This is a genomic window from Flectobacillus major DSM 103, from assembly GCF_000427405.1.
GTDB classification, from domain to species: Bacteria; Bacteroidota; Bacteroidia; order Cytophagales; family Spirosomataceae; genus Flectobacillus; species Flectobacillus major.
The window spans coordinates 4476648-4498609 of the sequence record NZ_KE386491.1 but is presented as its reverse complement, the minus strand read 5'-3'; the positions used below and the strand labels follow the sequence as shown (position 1 = coordinate 4498609).

At 38.3% G+C, this 21962-nt stretch carries 17 protein-coding genes; 10 read left to right on the top strand and 7 right to left on the bottom strand.

Annotated elements, in window-relative coordinates:
* Nucleotides 1–369: 369 nt before the first annotated feature.
* A complete protein-coding gene (locus tag FLEMA_RS0150150) occupies nt 370–2607 on the top strand; it encodes a TonB-dependent receptor (RefSeq protein ID WP_026997107.1) in 2238 nt (745 codons plus the stop codon).
* Between the two features lie 56 nt (nt 2608–2663).
* Here the strand turns inward: FLEMA_RS0150150 and FLEMA_RS73485 are convergent, their stop codons facing one another.
* The 3 genes from FLEMA_RS73485 to FLEMA_RS76290 all read right to left on the bottom strand — a co-directional run bounded on the left by FLEMA_RS73485 (nt 2664) and on the right by FLEMA_RS76290 (nt 5212).
* Complete coding sequence (locus tag FLEMA_RS73485; RefSeq protein ID WP_044173343.1) at nt 2664–3296, bottom strand: uridine kinase family protein; 633 nt, start codon at nt 3294–3296, stop codon at nt 2664–2666.
* Between the two features lie 143 nt (nt 3297–3439).
* Nucleotides 3440–4159, bottom strand: a complete 720-nt coding sequence (locus tag FLEMA_RS73480) for a LytR/AlgR family response regulator transcription factor (RefSeq protein ID WP_044173341.1) — start codon at nt 4157–4159, stop codon at nt 3440–3442.
* A 15-nt stretch (nt 4160–4174) separates the two neighbouring features.
* Nucleotides 4175–5212: a sensor histidine kinase gene (locus tag FLEMA_RS76290; RefSeq protein ID WP_159102723.1), complete on the bottom strand. Its 1038-nt coding sequence runs from the start codon at nt 5210–5212 to the stop codon at nt 4175–4177.
* A 467-nt stretch (nt 5213–5679) separates the two neighbouring features.
* On the opposite strand from FLEMA_RS76290, the gene FLEMA_RS0150075 reads away from it, so the two are divergent.
* From FLEMA_RS0150075 to FLEMA_RS73465, 4 genes are all read left to right on the top strand, one after another.
* The gene (locus FLEMA_RS0150075) at nt 5680–6786 is read left to right on the top strand and encodes an Mrp/NBP35 family ATP-binding protein (protein ID WP_026997103.1); all 1107 of its coding nucleotides are present in this window, start codon (nt 5680–5682) and stop codon (nt 6784–6786) included.
* 113 nt (nt 6787–6899) lie between these two features.
* Nucleotides 6900–7151, top strand: coding sequence for a NifU family protein (locus FLEMA_RS0150070; protein WP_026997102.1), 252 nt, complete (start codon nt 6900–6902; stop codon nt 7149–7151).
* Nucleotides 7152–7343: 192 nt separating this feature from the next.
* The gene (locus FLEMA_RS73470) at nt 7344–8378 is read left to right on the top strand and encodes a thioredoxin family protein (protein ID WP_052354235.1); all 1035 of its coding nucleotides are present in this window, start codon (nt 7344–7346) and stop codon (nt 8376–8378) included.
* A gap of 241 nt (nt 8379–8619) precedes the next feature.
* The gene (locus FLEMA_RS73465; RefSeq protein WP_081681379.1) at nt 8620–10416 is read left to right on the top strand and encodes a D-alanine--D-alanine ligase family protein; all 1797 of its coding nucleotides are present in this window, start codon (nt 8620–8622) and stop codon (nt 10414–10416) included.
* A 63-nt stretch (nt 10417–10479) separates the two neighbouring features.
* On the opposite strand, the gene FLEMA_RS73460 is transcribed toward FLEMA_RS73465, so the two are convergent.
* The 4 genes from FLEMA_RS73460 to FLEMA_RS73445 all read right to left on the bottom strand — a co-directional run bounded on the left by FLEMA_RS73460 (nt 10480) and on the right by FLEMA_RS73445 (nt 14857).
* The gene (locus FLEMA_RS73460) at nt 10480–11454 is read right to left on the bottom strand and encodes a DUF8428 domain-containing protein (protein WP_052354234.1); all 975 of its coding nucleotides are present in this window, start codon (nt 11452–11454) and stop codon (nt 10480–10482) included.
* Between the two features lie 358 nt (nt 11455–11812).
* Nucleotides 11813–13186: a cytochrome P450 gene (locus tag FLEMA_RS73455; protein WP_044173339.1), complete on the bottom strand. Its 1374-nt coding sequence runs from the start codon at nt 13184–13186 to the stop codon at nt 11813–11815.
* Between the two features lie 286 nt (nt 13187–13472).
* On the bottom strand, nt 13473–14201 hold the full coding sequence (locus tag FLEMA_RS73450; RefSeq protein ID WP_044173338.1) for an esterase family protein: 729 nt from the start codon (nt 14199–14201) through the stop codon (nt 13473–13475).
* Between the two features lie 26 nt (nt 14202–14227).
* Nucleotides 14228–14857: a GDSL-type esterase/lipase family protein gene (locus FLEMA_RS73445; RefSeq protein ID WP_044173336.1), complete on the bottom strand. Its 630-nt coding sequence runs from the start codon at nt 14855–14857 to the stop codon at nt 14228–14230.
* Nucleotides 14858–15342: 485 nt separating this feature from the next.
* Between FLEMA_RS73445 and purH the strand changes: the two genes are divergently transcribed.
* The 5 genes from purH to FLEMA_RS0149870 all read left to right on the top strand — a co-directional run bounded on the left by purH (nt 15343) and on the right by FLEMA_RS0149870 (nt 21852).
* Nucleotides 15343–16863, top strand: a complete 1521-nt coding sequence (gene purH, locus FLEMA_RS0149940; RefSeq protein ID WP_026997964.1) for a bifunctional phosphoribosylaminoimidazolecarboxamide formyltransferase/IMP cyclohydrolase — start codon at nt 15343–15345, stop codon at nt 16861–16863.
* Between the two features lie 470 nt (nt 16864–17333).
* Nucleotides 17334–19298, top strand: coding sequence for a DNA topoisomerase (ATP-hydrolyzing) subunit B (gene gyrB, locus FLEMA_RS0149920; RefSeq protein WP_044173334.1), 1965 nt, complete (start codon nt 17334–17336; stop codon nt 19296–19298).
* A 406-nt stretch (nt 19299–19704) separates the two neighbouring features.
* Nucleotides 19705–20547: a helix-turn-helix domain-containing protein gene (locus tag FLEMA_RS0149910; protein WP_026997095.1), complete on the top strand. Its 843-nt coding sequence runs from the start codon at nt 19705–19707 to the stop codon at nt 20545–20547.
* A gap of 105 nt (nt 20548–20652) precedes the next feature.
* Complete coding sequence (locus tag FLEMA_RS73440) at nt 20653–21201, top strand: YbhB/YbcL family Raf kinase inhibitor-like protein (RefSeq protein WP_044173332.1); 549 nt, start codon at nt 20653–20655, stop codon at nt 21199–21201.
* A 432-nt stretch (nt 21202–21633) separates the two neighbouring features.
* Nucleotides 21634–21852 carry a hypothetical protein gene (locus FLEMA_RS0149870; RefSeq protein ID WP_026997963.1) on the top strand — a complete coding sequence of 73 codons (219 nt, stop codon included), beginning with the start codon at nt 21634–21636 and terminating at the stop codon, nt 21850–21852.
* Nucleotides 21853–21962: the final 110 nt, after the last annotated feature.

Sequence of the window (21962 nt, the reverse complement as noted above, 5' to 3'; positions counted from 1 at the left end):
AACTTAATAATACAAGGCTTCTATCTAACAATACTCCTCGATTGAAGAAACCAACACCTGTTTTGAAAATATCCATAACAAACTTATAATCAATACAATATCCTTCAGGAGGGATATTGTATAAAAAGACTAATACTAATTAATTGTCAAAAATCGCTATTACAAATCTATTATCTGATCCAATATTTACCTTTTCCTCAAATCACTATTTACCCAATAGCGTCTAAGCAAGAAAGCAAAAAAGGTAGTTATACAGGATAGCAAGCAACTACATATATTCTTATAAAATGGTATCTTTACCGATACAAATTCCATCACATTCAAACAACTAAAACCCTATATGCTTTTGTAGCATACAGGAGAAAACCTATGAAAAAATTATTTATTCTATCTTATTTTTTACTTCTTAGTAGTTTCGTCATAAGTCAAAACCGAAGCCTCAAAGGAAAAGTTATTGACCAAGCCACACAACAACCTCTTGAGGGTGCAATAGTGTCTGTCAATGAACAATTTCATACCATTACTAATGCTTTGGGCGAGTTTAAGTTGAAGAACCTTCCCGAAAAAAATATTGAAGTAAAGGTATCACACGTTGGTTTTAAGACTATTACGCAAAAAAATATTACAACCCAAAGCCTTAGTATTTTACTGGAATCGGCTCCAGTACAGCTCGACGAAGTAACCATACAGCCGCAATCGGCACATTATCAACAAATTATTAACAACATCGACATCAAGCTTCGGCCTATCAATAACTCTCAGGAAATTTTAAGAATGGTTCCTGGGTTATTTATCGGACAACATGCAGGTGGCGGAAAAGCCGAACAAATATTTCTGCGAGGTTTTGACCTCGACCACGGAACAGACATTCGTTTAAGTGTAGACGGTATGCCTGTCAACATGGTGTCGCACGCCCACGGGCAAGGTTATGCCGACTTACATTTTGTGATTCCTGAATTGGTAGAAAAAGTAAATTTCAAAAAAGGGCCATATTATGCCGACAAAGGTAACTTTACCACAGCAGGCTGGGTAGATTTTAAAACCAAGGATGTTTTAGACAAAAATATCATCAAAATAGAAGCAGGACAATTTAATACTTACCGTACACTAGGAGCATTTAATTTGATTAATACCCAAGCCAATAAAGGAAAAGAATCGGCCTATATTGCCTCTGAGTATAACTATTCTGATAGCTATTTTGATTCGCCACAGCATTTTAAAAGACTCAATGTAGTAAGCAAATACAACAGCCAGCTCAATACCAACAATCGCCTTACTTTAACGGCATCTACATTCTGGAGTAAGTGGAATCACTCTGGCCAAATTCCAGATAGAGCTGTAGATTCGGGGCTTATTTCTTTTTATGGGGCAATCGACGATACCGAAGGGGGCGAAACCAGCCGTACCAACTTCAATGCCGAATTGGTAAGCAAAACACCAAATGGAAATATGCTCAAAAATCAAGTGTTTTATTCAAACTACAACTTTACGTTATTTTCCAACTTTACATTTTTCAAAGAAGACCCTATTAATGGCGACCAAATCAAACAACATGAAAATCGTAATTTGATGGGTTATAATGGTAGTTATTCGTTTGGTCAAACAGATTTTGGACACACTACTGTGGGTATTAATTACCGCCAAGACTTTATCAATAACCTAGAGCTGTCACGTACCAAAAACCGTACAGAAATCACAGATTCACTCAAATTGGGGAAAGTCAATGAACAAAATATTGGCTTTTACCTTGACCATAACTTCCAGTTTTCTTCTTATTTCAGCATGAATATTGGCCTTAGGTACGATATTTTCAATAATACTTACAACAACTCCTTGCAAGACTCCAGCCAATATACTCTCAAAGCCAATGCCAGTATATTGAGCCCAAAGTTGAATTTGTATTATACCCCCAATAGCTCGTGGCAAGTATACTTAAATACAGGAAAAGGCTTTCACTCAAACGATACCCGTGTTGTTGTAGCTACACAAGGCAAAGAAATTTTACCTGCGGCCTATGGCTCTGACCTAGGTGTTATTTTCAAGCCATTGCCCAAACTATTCGTAAATGTTGCGGCGTGGTATTTGTGGCTCAATCAAGAGTTTGTATATGTTGGCGACGAAGCCGTAGTAGAACCCAGTGGCAAAACCCGAAGAATGGGTATCGATGTATCTTTGCGTTATCAAATCAATCAATGGCTTTATGCAGACGCCGACCTAAATTTGACCAAACCCAGAGCCATTGATGTCGACCAACTACAGGCTTTTTTGCCCTTGGCACCTACCACTACCACTACAGGAGGCTTGAGCTTTCAGACATCAAAAGGCTGGAATGGTTCGCTACGCTACCGATATATGGCCGACCGCCCTGCCAATGAAGATAATTCTATTGTGGCTAAAGGGTATTTTGTTACCGACCTACAGCTCAATTATACCAAAACAAAATATAACATAGGCTTATCTATTCAGAACTTAGCAAATACCAAATGGAAAGAAACCCAATTTGCAACTGAGAGTCAGCTAAAAAATGAAGCAAGTCCAGTAAATGAGATACATTTTACAGCTGGCACACCCTTCTTTGGTAAGCTTGCTTTAACATATATGTTTTAGCAAACAAAAGCCCACACAATCGCTGTGATTGGTGGGCTTTTTAATGTTGTTAAAGTTTACCGATGATGAATTTTGGCTTTCAAATATCCAATCAATACATCAAGACCATTTTCGAAGCTTTGGTTGTTGGGAATAACAATGTCGGCTACTTTTTTGTACGGCTTAATAAACTTTTTGTAAGTTGGTGAAACGTGGTTTTTCCAGCGATACATCACATCCATTAAATCGTAGCCACGCTCTTCGGCATCACGTTTGATACGTCTTTTGAGTTTGATTTTGTTTTTGGCATCAATAAACACCTTGAGGTCGAGCTGGTTAGATACCTGTGGGTAATGAAACACAAAAATACCTTCTACTACTACAATAGGAGCGGGTTTAAAACACAACATTTGGGGTTGTACGGCCTTGTTATTGAATGTATATTCTTCTTTATACACTACCTGACCCTTTTTTAACAACTCAACATCGTGGGCAAAAGCCTCTCCATCTATTGATTCGGGAAGGTCAAAATTTTCAACACCATTTTCATCTTTCAATTGAAGATTGCGTGGGCGATAATAATTGTCTTGAGAAATCAAACAAATTTCGTTTTCTGGAAAAGCTTCAAGCAATCGCTTCAGGAACAAGGTTTTGCCCGAAGCACTGCCACCAGTAATACCTACGAGATACGGTCGTTGGGGAATAGTCATTGATTGGAGAATGGTTATACAAAAATTTTAGAATGCCCACGGCTGGCCAAAAGCCAACCTAAGAGAGTAAACTCTCAAAAATCGGAGGATAGTTCCTTCTTTGGGAGTTATTTACTCTACAAAGTTCGGAAAGAATACCGATTTTATTTTCTTCCTGTAATAATTTTCTTATCCAAGGCTGTCCAAAGTTGATTCCGATAGGTATCGCCAAGCGGAATTGAGGTGTCATTATCCAAAAAAATCTGATTACCTTCTACAAAATCTATTTTGCCCAACGAGATAATATAAGAGCGATGTACCCTCAAAAAAAGGTCGGGCGATAAAGCCTCCTCTAAATCCTTGACATTGAGTAAGGCTACAAATTTGCCTTTGGTAGTATGCACTGTTACATAATTGCCCAATCCTTCTACAAATAATATATCGCCCAAGGCTATTTTCTGAATACGGCTTTCAGTTTTTATAAAAACATAATCATCGGCATTGCCACTACGCTCTGCCTCGCTATTGGGGTTCAAAATCGACTGGAGTTTGTGTATAGCTTGTACAAAACGCTCGAAAGGTACAGGTTTGACAAGATAATCAATATTGTTGTATTGGTAGCCCTCCAAAGCATATTCTTCATAAGCCGAGGCAATAATAAATTTACACTGACTACCTGCCAACTTCATCAACTCTATGCCCGACAGCTCAGGCATTCTTATATCTACAAAGGCCACATCAATCACTTGATTTCTAATTACATCTAGGGCTTCTACAGGACTTGTAAAAGAGGCCACTAGGTTTAATTGAGGTAATCTATTGACATAGTTTGTCAATACATCAACGGCAGCTTGTTCATCATCTATGATTATACAGTTTAACATTCTAGTTAGGTATTTTTAAAGTACTAAGTGCAGCTCTACACTAAAAAACTCCCCTTCATCCTCTGTTGTTAAAGTATGTCTATTGGGGTAAGCAAGTAGGAGCCTCCTTCGGGTATTGGTAAGGCCAATTCCTCCAGATTGTTTTTTAGCATCAGAACATTTTTTGTTATAAGTCTTAAATGTCAAATGGTTTTCTCGTACCGAAATTTCGATGAGAAGCGGAGTCTCTGGCTTACTCAAATCGCCAAATTTAAAGGCGTTTTCTACAAACGTAAGCAAGATTAGGGGCATGATTCGGCGGTATTCCAAATTTCCCTTTATTTCTAGCTGAACATACAGGCGGTTGTCAAATCGTAATTGATTAAGCTCTACATAATTTTTGATTTGCCCTACTTCTTTACTCAAATGTACTTTACCCTCCTCATCGTCGTCTTTGATGGCGTATCGCATAATTTCGGAAAGCAACATAATACCCCTCGAAAGGTTTTCGGAATATTGTACCGATTGAGCATAAAAGAAATTAAGCGTATTATAAAAAAAATGAGGGCTAATCTGCTGCTTCAAACTCAGCAACTCGGCTTGACGCATGGTTTTCTCCAAAATCTCTTTTTGTAATGTTTCTTCACGTTGCTTTCGTTCTTGCTCAAAAAAGCCCCGTGCATACCAAAAAGCCAAAGCCCACGATATAATAACAGTATAAGTACTGGCATGAAACCACAAGTCTTTCCGCCAGTTTGAATTGTAATATTGCTGAAAAAAATTGGGTAAAATAGCCCAATGAACCATAAACGACCATAATACAATCAATACAATCACAATGCCTAAACGACGCCCAAGCTTAAATATAGAGTTTTGTAAAAGCGTATCGGATAATACATATTTTACCATCAAGAAAAATACCAAAAGCTTAAACAAACAATGCAAAATAATCTGTGCATTGGAGTTGAGGTTAAATGGTACTTCATTGAGGCCATAATATACCCCCGCTTCACAAACTACATAGAGCAACCAAACTAAAATATAAATCCAAAAGGACCTTGATTTATTATTCATTCCCAAATTTACCATTAAGGAAAGACCAATCCATCAAAAAAACAATCATTTTCTCAATTTCATAACCTAAGTTAATTACTCTGTTTTTTTGGCGTATTTTCAGAAAAATAGTTCATACAGAAAAGTGACTTGTTGACCCTATTTATAAACCTGTCCACGTAAATAATTTTTAGAATTGTTTATTAATATTGAAATTTGATTTCCAAATAATATTTGGTATGAGTACACCTCAAAAGCATTTAAAGTTAATAGTCTCTACTCCTATTTTCCCTTCAAAGGACTCACTTGTTGAGTCCTTTGTGATTTAAGCCATTTTCATTTCTCAAATTCCTCGGTACTTCACAAGGCTTAAAGAAACTTACAACCTATCTTTGTGGTTATTTTATGAGATGTTGATACATCTTGTGGAGATTTCCTCCGTAGCGATTTTTCTTGACAGAATACTCTGTCTTTTATTACTATACAAAATGGGCGATTTAAGAATTAAAAAAGAAGACATTATTCAGGCTTTGTCTCAGGTACAAGAACCAGACCTCAAGCAAGACCTTGTTACCCTGAATATGATTAAAGACATCGAGCTAGGTGTTGGCGAGGTACGTTTTACGGTTGTGCTTACTACGCCTGCGTGTCCTTTAAAAGAAAAAATCAGAAAAGACTGTGAAAATGCTATTCATCAGTATGTAGATGCCGACCTCCGTGTAGTGATTAACATGACTGCCGATGTTACCACAACTCGTTTTGGCAATTCTACCTTACTCCCTCAGGTAAAAAACATTATTGCTATTGCTTCGGGCAAGGGTGGCGTTGGTAAATCGACTGTAACGGCCAATTTGGCGGTTGCTCTTAAACAATCGGGAGCTAAAGTGGGGATTATCGATGCTGATATTTCAGGGCCTTCTATTCCTGTAATGTTTGGTGCTGAAGATATGCAACCGATGGTTCAGCAAATCGATGGCAAAAACATGATTCAGCCAATCATGCAGTATGGTATCAAAATGATTTCGATGGGCTTCTTAGCTCCACAAGATAACCCTGTACCTTGGCGTGGGCCAATGGCTACGCAGGCTCTTCGCCAATTTTTTGGCGATACCCACTGGGGCGAATTAGATTATTTGCTTATCGACCTCCCTCCTGGTACTTCCGATATTCACTTGTCGCTGGTACAGCTTGTACCTGTAACGGGTGCTGTTATTGTAACAACCCCTCAAAAAGTTGCTCTGGCCGATGCTACCAAAGGTTTGATGTTCTTTAGACAAGCTCAGATTAATGTGCCTGTTTTGGGAATTGTAGAAAACATGGCATACTTTACGCCTGAAGAACTTCCTGAAAACAAATATTATATCTTTGGCCAGGATGGCGGCAAAAACCTAGCTACCAAATACGATACCCTATTGCTAGGGAGTATTCCGATTGTACAGGGTATCCGTGAAGCTGGCGACGAAGGAAAACCTGCTGTCATGAACAACACCATTACAGCACAAGCTTTCAGAGATGTTGCCGAAAACTTAGCTCAGCAAGTAGCCATCAGAAATGCTAATCAAGAAAAAACTACTCCTGTACAATTAAAAGTATAAATTTGCTACTAGAGTAAAAAATATGTCGATATTTGTATTTACTTTACTATAGCAACTCAAACAACAAGAGTGTTTTGGCCAATAGCCAAACCCTTGTAGTACAACAATATATCATGGAAACAACGCTTGAACATTCATTATCGGACAAAATAGAACTTGCACTCAATAAAATTCGTCCTTATTTGGTAGCAGACGGAGGCAATGTCGAGGTTATCGAAGTTACACCCGACCTCACTCTTCGCTTACAATTTGTAGGAGCTTGTAGCTCTTGCTCTATGTCTGCTATGACTTTTAAAGCTGGTATCGAAGATACTATCCGTCGAGAAGTTCCTGAGATTGTCAAAGTTGAAGCTATTAGTCTATAATCACAAATACCATTGCTACAGCCCTTGCAAACTACTTTGCAGGGGCTGTTCGTTTTGTAAGGCACAATGCTACAGATATTCAATTAAATAACACTATTGTGGGCCAATACCCTATACCCTTGTCATTCAAGCAACGAAGTTTTATCTTGCATATATATTACATACAGTTCACCATTAATATAACTTTCAGCAATGAAAAAAATCGCCTTTGTTTCTCTTTTAATACTTTTGAGTACCCAAGGTTTTTCACAAAAAGGTATCCTTTTTTTTAAAGGAACGCTCAAATCGGCCTTTGCATTGGCCAAAACTCAAAACAAACCCTTGTTTGTCGAAATCTATGCCATTGGGTGTCCTCATTGCGAAAACTTCAAAAAAACATTCGATAGCAATACCAAAGTGGGGGCGTTCTATAACCAACGCTTTATTTCGTATCAGCTAGAAGTGAACTCGCCCGAGGCTCGTGCTTTTCGCCAAAAACACAATATCTATGTGTTATCGACTCCATTAATGACTTTTTGGGACAAAGACGAAAACCTTTTGCATATCCAATCGGCTGGCGATGAACAAAATAATGAGGCCTATATCAACAACATGGCCGAAAGAGCCTTGAACCCTCAAATGCAATCGGCTTCGTGGAAAAACTATTTTAAGCAAGGCATGAACGACGACAATTTCTTGATTGAATATGCCTACAATTGTCGCTTATTGTGCGACACTACCGACAACATTGCTGCCATGAATATATATGCTCAAAAACAACAGGCAGACCAACTAGGCAGTGTAACCAATTTTGTAGTACTCCAAAAAGTTGTTATGGACGATGAAAACCCACTTTTCAAATACATGATCAATCATCTGGACGAATACAATGCCAAATACGGCAAGGCCAATGTAAAAACTGTAGCCGAAAATATTATTATGTATAGCCTTTATAGTAGTCGTGGCCAAAAGTTTCCTCTTGAAAAATATGCCGAGATGCGAGCCAATCTCCAAAAAATTGGTATTGACGAACAATCTATTTTAGGCCGTTTTGTATGGATTGAATCGGCTGTTTTGTTCAAAAATGGACAAGACAAACAGGCTTCTAATATGATTAACACATTTTGTAAGGGTATCAAAAATATTGATAAAAAGGATGCAGCCTATATAGAAACTTTCGTTAAAACCAAAACCAGTAATCCTGAAGTACTCCAAGAACTCGACTGGATTTTTAAAAAGAAACTTTAGTATTGATACACTTGGGCTTATGATAATCCCAGGTAGATTTTACAGAATAGTTGTCAAAACCAGCATCAAAGTATTAGCTGCCAATTACCCTGAACCAAATCCTAGCAATGCCAATAATTTTAGGCAATAGCGTATATTCCCTCAAAGTGTTCACCAGCACTCTGAGGGAATTTTCTTATCTTGCAAATCAAATATATCAATCTTCAACGTTTTTCCCGATAAACCAAATCGGGCTTTTGTAATGAAAATAGGTATCTTCTTTGGCGGGCCTGCTCGTGAACGTGAAATCAGTTTTGCAGGTGGTAAAACTGCAATGGAAAACATTGACAAATCACTTTTTACCCCTATTCCTGTCTTTGTTGATGGTAATGGCAATTTTATTATCCTGAACGAGGCGTTGGTTTATTCAAGCTCAATCAGAGATTTTTATCCGCCTCAATCTTATCAGGGCGACTATCAAATCTATTCAGAATCGTTAGGCCAACTTTCCGACGAGGCATTAGAAGCAATGATAGCCACTATTGGTACTCGTATTACCCCCGATAAGTTTAAGGCTTACTTCGACTTTGCTTTTATTGCTATGCACGGCCCTGCCTGCGAAGATGGCAGTATTCAGGGTTTATTTGAATGGTATGGAATTCCTTATTCTGGGCCAAGTGTTATGGGTTCGTCGATTGGGATTGATAAAATCGCTCAAAATGATTTGATAAAACTAGCGGTTGGCCTCGATAAAAAAACAGCTACGCTTACCCGTCAACAATTCAATACAGAAGATATAGCGGTATTATTTGAATCTATCAAATCGCAAGTTGGATTGCCGTTTGTAGTAAAAGCTCCTCATCAAGGCTCGTCGATTGGCGTAGCTTTTGTAAAAAAAGATGATGTAAATGATTTTGAAAAGGCTATCAAACAGTGTTTCTTTATTCGTGAAGTAAGCCTCGACGAATGGCAAAGTACCAATAAAAAAGAGTTTGTACAACGTATGGCCAACCTCGACGAAGGTATTGGCTTGCCTGTAGCCCTCAACAACGAACTGATATATCATCCAGCGGTTTTGCTTGAAAAATTAGATCAACATTTTGCAGAAAACCTACCTACGGCTGTATTGGTTTCGAGCAATGCCGAAGATGCTATCTTGTTTGAGAGCTTTGTAAAAGGACAAGAATTTAGCTGTGGGGTAATCCAAACGCCCGATTGCGTATCGGTAGCATTGCCTCCTACCGAGATTATCGCTGCGGTAGAGGTATTTGATTTTAAAGCAAAATATCAGTCATCGGCTACTCGCAAGCGTATTCCTATCGAAACCTCTTTGGATAATCTTCATAAGGTTCAGGCCGATGTCAAAAAAGCTTTTGACTCACTGAAGTTTGGCGTTTGTACTCGTATCGACGGTTTTCTAACACCCGAAGGCAACGTACTTTTGCACGACCCCAATACGATTCCAGGTATGTCACCAACATCGCTTATTTTCAAGCAAATGGCCGAAATTGGCTTGAATGTAACCGATGCCATTACGTATTTTATTCGTCAGTCGATCAGAGAACGTATCCGTACTGGCAAAAATATCATCAAGTTTCAGTTATTGCTCGATACCCTCGACAAGGCTATTGCTCAACGTATTGAAGGCTTGAAAAACAGAAATAAGGTAGCGTTTGTTTTTGGAGGCTTTAGCCCCGAAGCACAAGAAGCCTCGTATGCCGAAGCGAGAAAGGTATATGGTAAAATTGCAGCCACTAGCGAAAATACTCCTATTCCTATTTTTGTAACGGGCCAAAGTGCCGCCACAGCTAGCTTGTATGTATTACCGACTAATTTGATGTTTAAGGAGTTTGCCGAAGATATAGTGAAGGCTCTTGATGGTTCGGTACATCCTTTGATTGTACAAACCAGAAAAAATGCAGAGGCTATTACATTACACTTTACTGGGCAATTGGTGGGCGAAGTTAGCAGTATCGAAGCCTCGTCGCTATCAACTCTTTGTCAGCAACAAATCAATTTTGTTGCGGATTTAACGCTTGATTTACCAGCGTTTTCTTGATAAGTTACTAAAAACGAGTGCCGAGCTTTGAGATTAAATAACTTCAAAGCTCGGCATTCTTATTTATTTGACTATAAAATTTCCTTGACCAATTTTAAAGCCTTCGGCATATAGTTCAATTATATAATTGCCCGAACGGTACGGCACAGCCTCGCCTCTGGTAAAAATCATCTCTACTTTCTGGTCATTGCTGGTATAATCTATTACTTTTTTTGAAGTATAAGCCAGTTCTTTTCCTTCAAAATTAAAAATACCAGAACCCAAAGCACTGTCAGAAATAACAGCACCATCGGGGTCGATTAGCCTCATAATTATTTCCTTGTCGTTTTGGTCGGCAATGGGGTTAGAGGGCAAATTAAATACAACCAGCAATTGGCTTACTTTTTTGGATTTGTACTTACCACCATCTTGGACTTTGCCACGCGAGTTTACGGCTAGTACTTGGATATTCTGAGCTTTTAGCTGAGCTCCTACCCTTATTTTCTTTTTCAGCTCCTCGTTTTTACTCGAAACCTCTTCTATCGACTTCGACAACTCTTCCTTCTCGACTTTCAAGCCTGTATTTTCACGAATAACACCCTCTTTTTCCTGAGCCAATATACCTTTTTCCTTTACCAATGACTCATTTTCGCTACGCAACTGGGCAATAAGTTGGTCTTTTTCGGCCAATAAAGCTATATATTCGTTGATTTTATCTTCGTATTGAGTTTTATCAAACTCACTTGTATTTCGCAAAGCTAGTTGATCTTTTGCCAATTTGGCTTTAAGTCTTTCTAGCTCCTCCACTTTACCTCCCAAATCTTTGATCTCTGATATTTTGGCATCCAGTTGGGTCGAAATAGAATCAAGTCGGGTTCTTACCCATGTCAATTCCTCTATCTTTTGATTAATGATAACATCTTGATTGTTAGTTTTTTGGGTGGCGGTGTAAAGCATATAGGCCAAAATAATAATAATGCACGTAGCAATTAGTAACCCTATTTTATACAACGAATTACGGTCTTGTGGTTCGGGGCGTTTTGCTTCAAAATTGTTCATAAATTAATAAGGGTTAAATAATTATTGCGGATTGTATTTTATCTGCAAAATAGAGAATCTTTTCTTTTCAAGTGAAAATTAGTGATAATCTATCAATATAATGTAAGAATGCAGAAGAATCAAGATGTCTTTTGAATAGAAGGCTTTTTAGGGCATTAGTACAATGCCCTAAAAAGTAAACTTCATATCAAATAGCGAGTAAGGATAGAATTGAAAGGATTTGGACAGAAAATTACAAATTTTATGCTTCCAAAATTTTTTAATTGAGTAAACGGAAGGTCAACAAATACATAACTCACTAATAATCAAAACACTACCAATAAGTAATCACATCATTGTGTGATAAAGTCAGGTACAATTAACAACGTTGCGACACCCTCAGTTTCATCCCGCCTTTGGGTTTAAGTGTTATTTGCGGTTCGGGAATAACCGTTTCGATTGGGTCAAAATCAAAATGACGAACAAGGGCTACAAGCATTATTTGCATTTCCATCAAAGCAAAGTTGTTGCCAATACACAAACGAGGCCCGCCACCAAAAGGTAAATAGGCATACGTTGGACGTTCTTTGATTTTTTCTGGCAAAAAATTATCGGGATTAAATACCTCTGGATTATCCCAATAGGCTGTATTGCGATGCAGTATATATGTATTAATCAGTACTTGTTGATTTTTAGGAATCAGATAACCGCCCACAACTTCGTCATTGAGTACCTGCCGACTAAATGCCCATGCGGGTGGATACAGCCGTAGCACTTCTTGTATTACCTGCATCGAATAGGGCAATGTTCGCATACTATCGTAATGAGGTGTTGTACTGTCGCCTAGTACCTCTTTAATTTCATTCCGCATTTTTTGGACAACAGCAGGGTGCTGAGCCAACAAATACAATGCCCATGACATAGCCATAGCGGTGGTTTCGTGGCCTGCCAAAAACAAGGTTATAATTTCGTCTTTGAGTTGTTGGTCACTCATTTGCTCGCCTGTTTCTTCGTCTTTGGCCGTAATAAGCATCTGCATCAGGTCATCAAATTCAGCATTGGGATTATTTTCCAAAATATTTCTCCGTGTCGATATAATTTCCTGAATAACAGCATGCACCCTACTCGAAGAAGTCTTGAATCGTTGATTGAATCGAGACGGAATCCATAGTGGTAATCTTATGGGAGTTCGCATTTGTATGCTAGCCAGCTCATTGAGTTCGTCGATATCGAAAGAAATTTGTTCGATTTTTTCGGGGTCAATATCAGTACCAAATAATGCTTTTGTCACAATTTTTAGGGTTGTGGCCATCATTTCTTTAGGAATCTGTACTGTTTTTTTGCCATTGCTTTCGGCCAGTTGTCCTTGCCAATTTTTGATAAGCAAATTAGTTTCATCACTAATTGTATCGACCAACAAAGCTAGGCGTTGTTTATAAAAAGCTGGTTGAGCCAGTTTTCTTTGGCGATGCCAAAAATCGCCATTACTGGTAAGCATTCCATTGCCCAGCACCATACTAAGCACCCGATAAGCACGCCCTTTGATGAAGCTTTTGTTATTCTCTTGAAGTACATATTTGGCATCTTCGGCCGTAAGAATCAGATTAATTTTGAGATGGACAATCCTTAACTGAGCAAAACGTTTATAGTTCTTTTGAATATTCAGCATAAAAGTGAGCGGGTCACGACCAAACTCCAGGGCGTGTCCAAAGAAAAAAACGCCCTTAACTGAAGGTACTTTTTTGGGAAGCATAGTTGCATTTATGAGTATATAATTGCTAATAATCAGACTACTTATTTTGGGTAAGATTCATAAAATACCTCGAAACACTGCTTTGAATCAGGATTTTTTGTTTTTGAACATACGCCAACTTTTTTTACAAAAACTCAGACAGCTTCCATCTAAAAAGCCTTTAAGATACTACGTAACTTGGGTATCTTAAAGGCCTTGGTTCAAAATATCTGAATTCTTATAAATTGTATACTTCAATCAAGTTTATTCTGTAGCAGTATCAAATACAGCATACTCTTCATCAAAATTACAAATATAGCTGGACCATTTTTCGCCAGTAGCGAGCTTTGTGGGCTTCTTCGTCCCAGATATAAAGTTTATTTTCGATACCTTTTTGCCACAATATTTCGCTAAAACGCTTATTATTTTCCAGAAAAGCATCTTCCCTACCAATAGCCAGAATAAAGTCGAGTCGCCTTAATTCGTGCAAAATAGCTTCATCGTTCAGATTGGGAATAAACTGTAAGGGAGTATTGAAATAAATATCGTCGTCGTGATACCCCCCAAACAAATCCCTGAAATAACCCACTTCCCAAGTAAGATCGTATCGTCCACTCATGCCTACAACTTTACTAAAAAACTGCGGGTATTTGGTAGCTACATTAATAGCATGGTAAGCTCCAAGGCTACAACCCGCCGAAATCATACTAATTTCGGGATTGATGTCACGGGTAAAAGGTAGCACTTCGTTAATAATATATTGTTCGTACTGAAGGTGCCTCTGGATACGTTGTTTGGGAGGGCTTTCGGCATTGTAGAGGCTTTCGGCATCTACACTATCTACGCAAAAAATCTGCATATAGCCTGCTTCAATTTTATCTTTTATGGCATCTATTACTCGCCAGTTCTCATAATCATAAAATCTTGCACCACGAGTAGGAAAAAACAAAACACGAGTACCAGCATGGCCAAAAACCAGTAGCTCCATATCTTTTTGTAGATGATTACTATACCACTTATAATACGCTCTCTTCATGAGTTACTGAGGTTGGCGACTTAGAGTTATGTATTGGTTGTCGATGAATCTGAAGACACCCGAGAAGTCAAGTGCCTGAGCAAAAGCGCTTTGAGGATATTATGCCCTGATTTGTTAAAATGCAATCCATCGGCTTCATAGTATTTGGGATTGGGTTTGTTATCATAATCCAAAAAACTATCGTAGATATTTATATAATGCCAGCATGGATTTTGGCGGGCATCTATTTCATTTTTGATAATCATATTGGTGTATTTAACTTGGTCGTTCAAATACCACCTCACTGGACTTGGCTTAATGGACACATACGTACAGTCGATAGCTCCATAACGCTCTTGGATTTTTTCAAATAATTGAAACAAAAACAAATATATTTCTTCGGGGTGGCGGTTATTGCTCAAATCGTTATCACCTGCATATATTACCACTGAATTGATGTTGGGATACAAAGTAAAAACCCTGTCGAAATACCATGCACATGCAGCCAATGTAGAACCACCAAAACCTAAATTAACGGGCTTAAAATCCTCAAAATCTTCGTACAGGCTACTCCAGAGCGTAAAAGTAGAGCTTCCATAAAAAGCTGTTTTGGGTTGATATACTAGTGGGGTTTGTTGTTTTTCTAATCTTTTAACTTCTTCTTCGTACCAAAACATTGCTTTAGAATTGTGGTTTAAATACAAAACAAATTAAACATTGTTATGCAGTATCGGGCTATGATTTGTATGGCCAAACCTCTTGATATTGCTCAATAGCCTTGTATTCTGAGGCTATCCGATTGCGTTAAATGTTCTATCAAATATAATTCGTGATAATGACTAATCTTTATTAAATCTTCTTTATTTGGCGATATGCTCTATTGCTTCTACAGTATCCTCGTCAAGAATTATTCCATTTGCTGTTTTTTGCCAAGGATAAAAGTACCTTTTCGGGTTTCTAAGATTATATGCCTTATTGCTTTTGAAGCAAAAGCAATAACTACAAATAGTTATTCATTTGACATAAATTTAATACAAAACACTATGAAAAATACAAAATTGATTATTTTTGTGCTTTCATTCTGACGAGGTTATCTGTTTGACTCAAAATACCATAACAACGAGCATAAACAGGCAGATAAACTGATAATGTACAAAAGAAAATGTCATCCAAAAAAATCCAATCAGCTCTCATTTCGGTTTATTACAAAGACGGACTCGCTCCAATTGTTGAACTCCTCCACAACAACGGTGTAAAACTTTACTCGACGGGTGGTACTCAAACTTTCATCGAAGAAATGGGTATTCCTGTAACTGCCGTAGAAGACCTTACGAGTTACCCTTCTATCTTTGGCGGTCGTGTAAAAACCTTGCACCCAAAAGTATTTGGTGGAATTTTATACCGTCGTGACAATGAAGGTGATGTGCAAACAGCCGCTCAATTCGAAATTCCTTCTATTGACTTGGTAATTGTTGACCTTTATCCATTTGAAGAAACTGTAGCTAGCGGTGCTTCAGAAGACGATATTATCGAAAAAATCGACATCGGAGGTATTTCTTTGATTCGTGGTGCTGCCAAAAACTTCAATGATGTATTGATTGTTTCGTCACGTACTCAATATGCCGAAGTATTGGGCTTGCTGCAAGCCAAGGATGGTGCTACCGACCTTGCCGACCGCAAGCGTTTTGCTATGTTGGCATTTGGTGTTTCGTCGCACTACGATACGGCTATTCATGCGTATTTTTCTGGCAATACTACCGATATCTACGATTTCAAATCGTTACCAAATCAGTCATTGCGTTATGGCGAAAACCCTCACCAATCGGCTACTTTTTATGGCGATTTGAATGCTTTGTTTGAGAAATTGAACGGCAAAGAGCTTTCGTACAACAATTTGGTTGACGTAGATGCTTGTATTACTTTATTAGATGAGTTTACAGAAACGTCGTTTGTAATCATCAAACACACCAATGCCTGTGGTGTAGCCAGTGCGGCAACGGTTCAGCAGGCATATTTGAATGCTTTTGCTTGCGATACTATTTCTGCATTTGGTGGTGTATTGGCAACCAACGGCGAAGTTGATGCTGCTGCTGCTGAAGCTATGAACTCGTTATTCTTCGAAATCTTGATTGCTCCGTCTTTCACAGAAGAGGCTTTGACAATTTTGAAAACCAAGAAAAACAGAATCTTATTGAAACGCAATGAAGTAGCTTTTGGTAAGAAAATGTTCAAAACATTATTGAATGGCGTACTGGAACAAGACAAAGATTTGTCGACTGAAACAGCCGCTCAAATGCGTACAGTGACCGAAAAAGCTCCAACTGAATCAGAATTGAAAGCTTTGGAATTTGCCTTGAAGGTTTGTAAACATACTAAATCAAATACCATTATTCTGGCAAAAGAAGGTCAGTTATTGGCTAGTGGTGTAGGACAAACTTCTCGTGTGGATGCTTTAAAACAAGCTATCGAAAAAGCTGCCGAGTTTGGCTTTGACTTAAATGGCTCTGTAATGGCATCTGATGCTTTCTTCCCTTTCCCCGACTGTGTAGAAATTGCTCACAAAGCAGGTATTTCGGCAGTGGTTCAGCCAGGCGGTTCTATCAAAGACAAAGATTCTATTGCTTATTGCGATGCCAACGGATTGGCTATGGTAATGACAGGCGTTCGTCACTTCAAACACTAGCCATTGCCCTCGTAATAACATGTTATATCAAGCGAAAAACACCCGAAGTCTTTGGGTGTTTTTCGCTTTAATGAAACATACTTTTTTGCCCTTATTTACGTTGTAAAGAAGGGTACTTTATCAGGCAAAACAACCTGTATTTCTGTGTTTGATTCTTTCGGTAATTTTAACAAAGTCAAGACCGCTAAAATTCCTTAAATTTCCGCCCAAAATACCCCGAAAAATCCACAATCGTTAGGCTAATCAATAGATTTTTCGTATTTTTACATTTTAAAGCAAATTAAAAAGAAAGTGGCTCATAATCCTTACGCCCAAAAATATCTTGTATTATTGCAACTAACGCATGAAGAAAGCAATATCTGCCCAAGCCCCCCCTTTTGGCGGTAAAAACCCCCTTTCTATATATATCATTAACAGGCAATTCAATCATTTCGATTACTCCGTAATAAAGTAACAACTTCAAAGAAGATATGTCAGAAATTCAAGAACCATTAGACAATAGTAGAGCAAATTATGGTGCCGATAACATCCAAGTATTGGAAGGCTTGGAGGCAGTAAGAAAACGTCCTTCGATGTATATCGGCGACACAGGTGTGAAAGGTCTTCACCACCTTATTTGGGAGGTTGTCGACAACTCCATTGATGAAGCCTTGGCTGGCCATTGCGACACCATTGATGTAACCATCAACGAAGATAATTCTATTACAGTAGCCGATAACGGTCGTGGTATTCCTACGGGAATGCACACAAAAGAAAAGAAATCTGCTCTTGAAGTCGTAATGACGGTACTTCACGCAGGTGGTAAGTTTGATAAAGATACCTACAAGGTTTCGGGTGGTTTGCACGGTGTAGGGGTTTCGTGTGTAAATGCCTTGTCTACCGACCTCAAAGTAACGGTTCATCGTGAAGGAAAAATCTTCCAACAAGAGTACAAAATCGGCGTTCCGCAGTATCCTGTCAAAGAAATAGGCGTAACAGACCGTACAGGAACAACCGTTCACTTCAAGCCAGACGATACGATTTTCTCAGTAACTGAATACAAATACGAAACAGTGGCTGGCCGTTTGCGTGAGCTTTCGTTTTTGAATGCAGGTATCAAAATATTCTTGAAAGACCTTCGTGATTTAGACGAAAATGGTGCTCCTAAAAGCGATGATTTCTTCTCGGAAGGTGGCTTGCGTGAGTTTGTAACCTACTTGGATTCAACGCGTGAAAAGCTGATCCCTGAGCCTATTTATATGGAAGGCGACAAAAATGGCGTACCTGTACAAGTAGCCATGATGTACAATACTTCTTATTCTGAAAATGTAGTTTCTTATGTAAACAATATCAATACCATAGAAGGCGGTACACACGTGGCTGGTTTTCGTGGGGCATTGACTCGTACATTGAAAAACTACGCCGATAAGTCGGGGGCTTTGGACAAACTCAAAATTGATATTGCTGGTGATGACTTCCGTGAAGGACTTACTGCCGTAATTTCGGTTAAAGTAGCCGAGCCGCAGTTTGAAGGCCAAACCAAAACCAAATTAGGTAATGGCGAGGTTTCAGGTGCTGTATCGGCAGCTATGTCGGATATGCTCGAAACATGGCTAGAAGAACACCCTAAAGAAGCTCGCCAGATTGTTGCTAAGGTTATTTTGGCAGCACAAGCTCGCCATGCGGCTCGTAAAGCCCGTGAAATGGTACAGCGTAAAACAGTTTTGGGCGGTAATTCTCTCCCTGGAAAATTGGCCGACTGCTCAGACAGCGACCCCGTTGGATGCGAATTATACCTCGTAGAAGGGGACTCGGCTGGTGGTACAGCCAAACAAGGCCGTAACCGTGCTTACCAAGCTATTTTGCCCTTGCGTGGTAAAATCTTGAATGTTGAGAAAGCTCAAGAATACAAAATCTACGAAAACGAAGAAATCAAGAACATGATTACGGCTCTTGGGGTAAGCTTCGGTAAAGATGGCGATGAAAGAGCCTTGAATATCGAAAAACTTCGCTACCACAAAATCATCATCATGACCGATGCCGATGTCGATGGTTCTCACATCAGAACCTTGATTTTGACATTCTTCTTCCGATATATGAAAGATTTGGTCGATAATGGTTATATCTATATCGCTCAGCCTCCTTTATACTTAGTAAAAAGAGGTCAGCAGTCTCGCTATTGCTGGACAGAACAACAACGTGATGTGGCCGTTCGGGAATTGGGTGGCGACAAAGAAAGTGCTGTTGGTGTACAACGTTATAAGGGTCTTGGTGAAATGAATGCCGAACAACTCTGGGAAACTACCATGAACCCTGAAACACGTACTCTAAAACAAGTAAATATTGAATCGGCTGCCGAGGCTGACCACTTGTTCTCGATGTTGATGGGCGATGAAGTTGCTCCTCGTCGTGATTTTATTGAGAAAAATGCCAAATATGCAAAAGTAGACGTTTAGTATTTTTGCTAAAGTATTCTAGTATGAGTCATCCTAAATTTAGGTATGAGTGATTATTTTTGAAGATGCTTTTTACCAGTAGTGACGCAATGCTTTGCAACTAAAGATGTGTCATGCTGACATTTAACATACAAAAGGCGGTCGAAAATTGTTTTTCGACCGCCTTTTGTATGAATACCTCCTAAATTTCTCTCATTTGAGCAATTGATAAGCCTCATCAAAATTCACTTGACGGCCTACCTTATGAATCCCAACAAACACCAATAGGAGGCCTCTTTTAATATTACTTAAAAACTCATGTTTTTTTGTTGGTCAAGATATTCCGAACAATCGCCATTGCCTTGCCGTTACTAACTTATATATTGTAACCAAATTGCCGTTAAAACTGCTTCAATATAACAAGACTATGGAACTACATATTATTCCTAATCAGCTATTTCCCCAAAATCCACCTCATGATATAAACATATTCGATTATCATGTAAATGAGCATAATATCAACAACAAAGTGAGCCTGCAACAAAATGTATTTAGTTTCTTGGTTCAGGGCGAAAAAAAGGTGCATTTTTCTGAAAATACAGTAACTATCAACCCAAGCCAAGCCCTACTAATGGCTTCGGGCAATTGTCTGATGTCGGAATGCTTGGGTGAGTCTCGTTTTTATCAAAGTATCTTACTTTTTTTCTCGCAAAAAAACGTAGCTGATTTTTTGTTGAAATACCCATTACCGAGTACTTATACCAAGCCCAAAAAATACATCAAGCCCTTTTTTATCATCGAAAAAGATGATTTCATACTGCATTTTATTGAATCACTCAAGTATTTCCTCAATAGCAATACTACTGTTTCCGAGCGTATGTTGCATATCAAGCTCGAAGAAATATTATTGTATTTACAAGAAAAATACGGACAGTCGTTTGTCCAGTTTCTTGTAGAACTACCTGTAAATAACCAAGAAATATCCTTTAGAACGGTCGTTGAAAACAATCTTTATGCCAACCTAAGCCTCGACGAAATGGCTTTTCTCTGCAACATGAGCCTTTCTACTTTCAAGCGGCATTTTCAACAAATCTATCATGAAAGTCCAGGCAAGTGGCTTCAAAGCAAACGCCTTGCCAAGGCCAAAGAAATACTGACCAAAGGCGAAGCTACAGCATCAGAGATTTTCTTTGATTTTGGCTACGAAAATCTATCCAATTTTAGTGCAGCCTTCAAGCACCAATTTGGCATAAGCCCAAGACAAGTATAATGAGCTTTTTTCATAAGTTATTAACCCAAAACCAATAGTAAAATAAGTGGTAAAAAATATAATTTTGTATCATAAAAAATTATCAATCAAAACCCTATAACATTTATGTTACGCTCAAAATTACTGCTTTTATTACTCCTATTATGTGCTTTTGCAGGAGTAAATGCCCAAACATTCACTTTAAAAAGTAATGATATTGGAGGACAATTCACCAAAAAACAAGAATTTAATGGCTTTGGCTGTAGTGGTGAAAATATTTCACCGCAGTTACTTTGGGAAAATGCTCCAGAAGGTACAAAAAGCTTTGCTATTACGGTTTATGACCCCGATGCTCCAACGGGTAGTGGTTTTTGGCATTGGGTAGTATTTGATATTCCTGCTAACATCAAAGAATTAAAAGCGGGTGCTGGCGACCTTAGCAAAGGATTAAGCCCTAAAGGTGCAATTCAAAGTGTTACTAGCTACGGAGCAAAAGGATTTGGCGGAGCTTGTCCTCCTGTGGGTCATGGTATTCACCAATACATATTTACAGTACATGCTCTCAAAACCGATAAATTAGGCTTAGATGAAAACACCAACCCTTCTATTGTGGGTTATTACCTGTGGCAAAATACATTGGCAAAAGCTTCAATTGTATCGTACTACAGCCGCTAGAAAACAAGAAGGTTGTATATTCAAAAAATTGGCAACTATTTGATTTTTACATATAACTCTATTAGTGTTTTTGTACCCCTATTATGGCCTCGGCTATATAGGGGTATTTTTGTTGAACCAATCATTATTTTTAAGTCATAAAAACATGACTTAAAAATAATTAATCAAACAAAACCCAACGCTAAATTAGTGCTATTATATAAGATAAGAATACGACATTATTTAACACAAGGAATACTCCATTTTTTATAAAAAGCAAAAGTACGATACAACAGGTTATGGCAAAAACTCGGACAAAGTGATATTTTTTCTGCAATTGATAAAACATTTCCCTCCATAAATTTTTTAAAAGCCTTCTCTTTCATTAATTTAACATTTTGATAACATGAGTATCGGTACAGAAACCTTAAATTTGTCTTTTCCACATTTACAATGCCAGAATTTAATTTCAAACAATATCACATTCGTTCAATGAATGCTGGTTCTGCAGAAGAACGAGCGGCAATCAATCAAGAATTAAAAGATTTTTATGCCTCTCTTTCAGAAGAAGACCAAAAAAGTTTTAATGAACAACTTCAAACATTTTTGGTGAAAGAAATGGGGCGTTTACGCTCAGATTACGAAGCTATTAAAGGTGGAATCAAAGAATAATAATAGCAAGGTTTTCGTTAAGGTTTTGAAGTATAACCTCTGAAAATTTATGCAACGACTAAGAAGAAAATATCGTAAACGCAGTGAAATGGGTTCTCTGGTTGAGAATC

What these genes read in the sequence shown, in the direction of transcription:
- FLEMA_RS73470 (WP_052354235.1), top strand. Translation starts at nt 7,344, where the DNA reads ATGAAAAAAATCGCCTTTGTTTCTCTTTTAATACTTTTGAGTACCCAA.
- FLEMA_RS73460 (WP_052354234.1), bottom strand. Translation starts at nt 11,454, where the DNA reads ATGAACAATTTTGAAGCAAAACGCCCCGAACCACAAGACCGTAATTCG.
- FLEMA_RS76290 (WP_159102723.1), bottom strand. Translation starts at nt 5,212, where the DNA reads ATGAATAATAAATCAAGGTCCTTTTGGATTTATATTTTAGTTTGGTTG.
- FLEMA_RS73465 (WP_081681379.1), top strand. Translation starts at nt 8,620, where the DNA reads ATGAAAATAGGTATCTTCTTTGGCGGGCCTGCTCGTGAACGTGAAATC.
- purH (WP_026997964.1), top strand. Translation starts at nt 15,343, where the DNA reads ATGTCATCCAAAAAAATCCAATCAGCTCTCATTTCGGTTTATTACAAA.
- FLEMA_RS0149910 (WP_026997095.1), top strand. Translation starts at nt 19,705, where the DNA reads ATGGAACTACATATTATTCCTAATCAGCTATTTCCCCAAAATCCACCT.
- gyrB (WP_044173334.1), top strand. Translation starts at nt 17,334, where the DNA reads ATGTCAGAAATTCAAGAACCATTAGACAATAGTAGAGCAAATTATGGT.
- FLEMA_RS73450 (WP_044173338.1), bottom strand. Translation starts at nt 14,201, where the DNA reads ATGAAGAGAGCGTATTATAAGTGGTATAGTAATCATCTACAAAAAGAT.
- FLEMA_RS73480 (WP_044173341.1), bottom strand. Translation starts at nt 4,159, where the DNA reads ATGTTAAACTGTATAATCATAGATGATGAACAAGCTGCCGTTGATGTA.
- FLEMA_RS0150075 (WP_026997103.1), top strand. Translation starts at nt 5,680, where the DNA reads ATGGGCGATTTAAGAATTAAAAAAGAAGACATTATTCAGGCTTTGTCT.
- FLEMA_RS73445 (WP_044173336.1), bottom strand. Translation starts at nt 14,857, where the DNA reads ATGTTTTGGTACGAAGAAGAAGTTAAAAGATTAGAAAAACAACAAACC.
- FLEMA_RS0149870 (WP_026997963.1), top strand. Translation starts at nt 21,634, where the DNA reads ATGCCAGAATTTAATTTCAAACAATATCACATTCGTTCAATGAATGCT.
- FLEMA_RS73440 (WP_044173332.1), top strand. Translation starts at nt 20,653, where the DNA reads ATGTTACGCTCAAAATTACTGCTTTTATTACTCCTATTATGTGCTTTT.
- FLEMA_RS73455 (WP_044173339.1), bottom strand. Translation starts at nt 13,186, where the DNA reads ATGCTTCCCAAAAAAGTACCTTCAGTTAAGGGCGTTTTTTTCTTTGGA.
- FLEMA_RS0150150 (WP_026997107.1), top strand. Translation starts at nt 370, where the DNA reads ATGAAAAAATTATTTATTCTATCTTATTTTTTACTTCTTAGTAGTTTC.
- FLEMA_RS73485 (WP_044173343.1), bottom strand. Translation starts at nt 3,296, where the DNA reads ATGACTATTCCCCAACGACCGTATCTCGTAGGTATTACTGGTGGCAGT.
- FLEMA_RS0150070 (WP_026997102.1), top strand. Translation starts at nt 6,900, where the DNA reads ATGGAAACAACGCTTGAACATTCATTATCGGACAAAATAGAACTTGCA.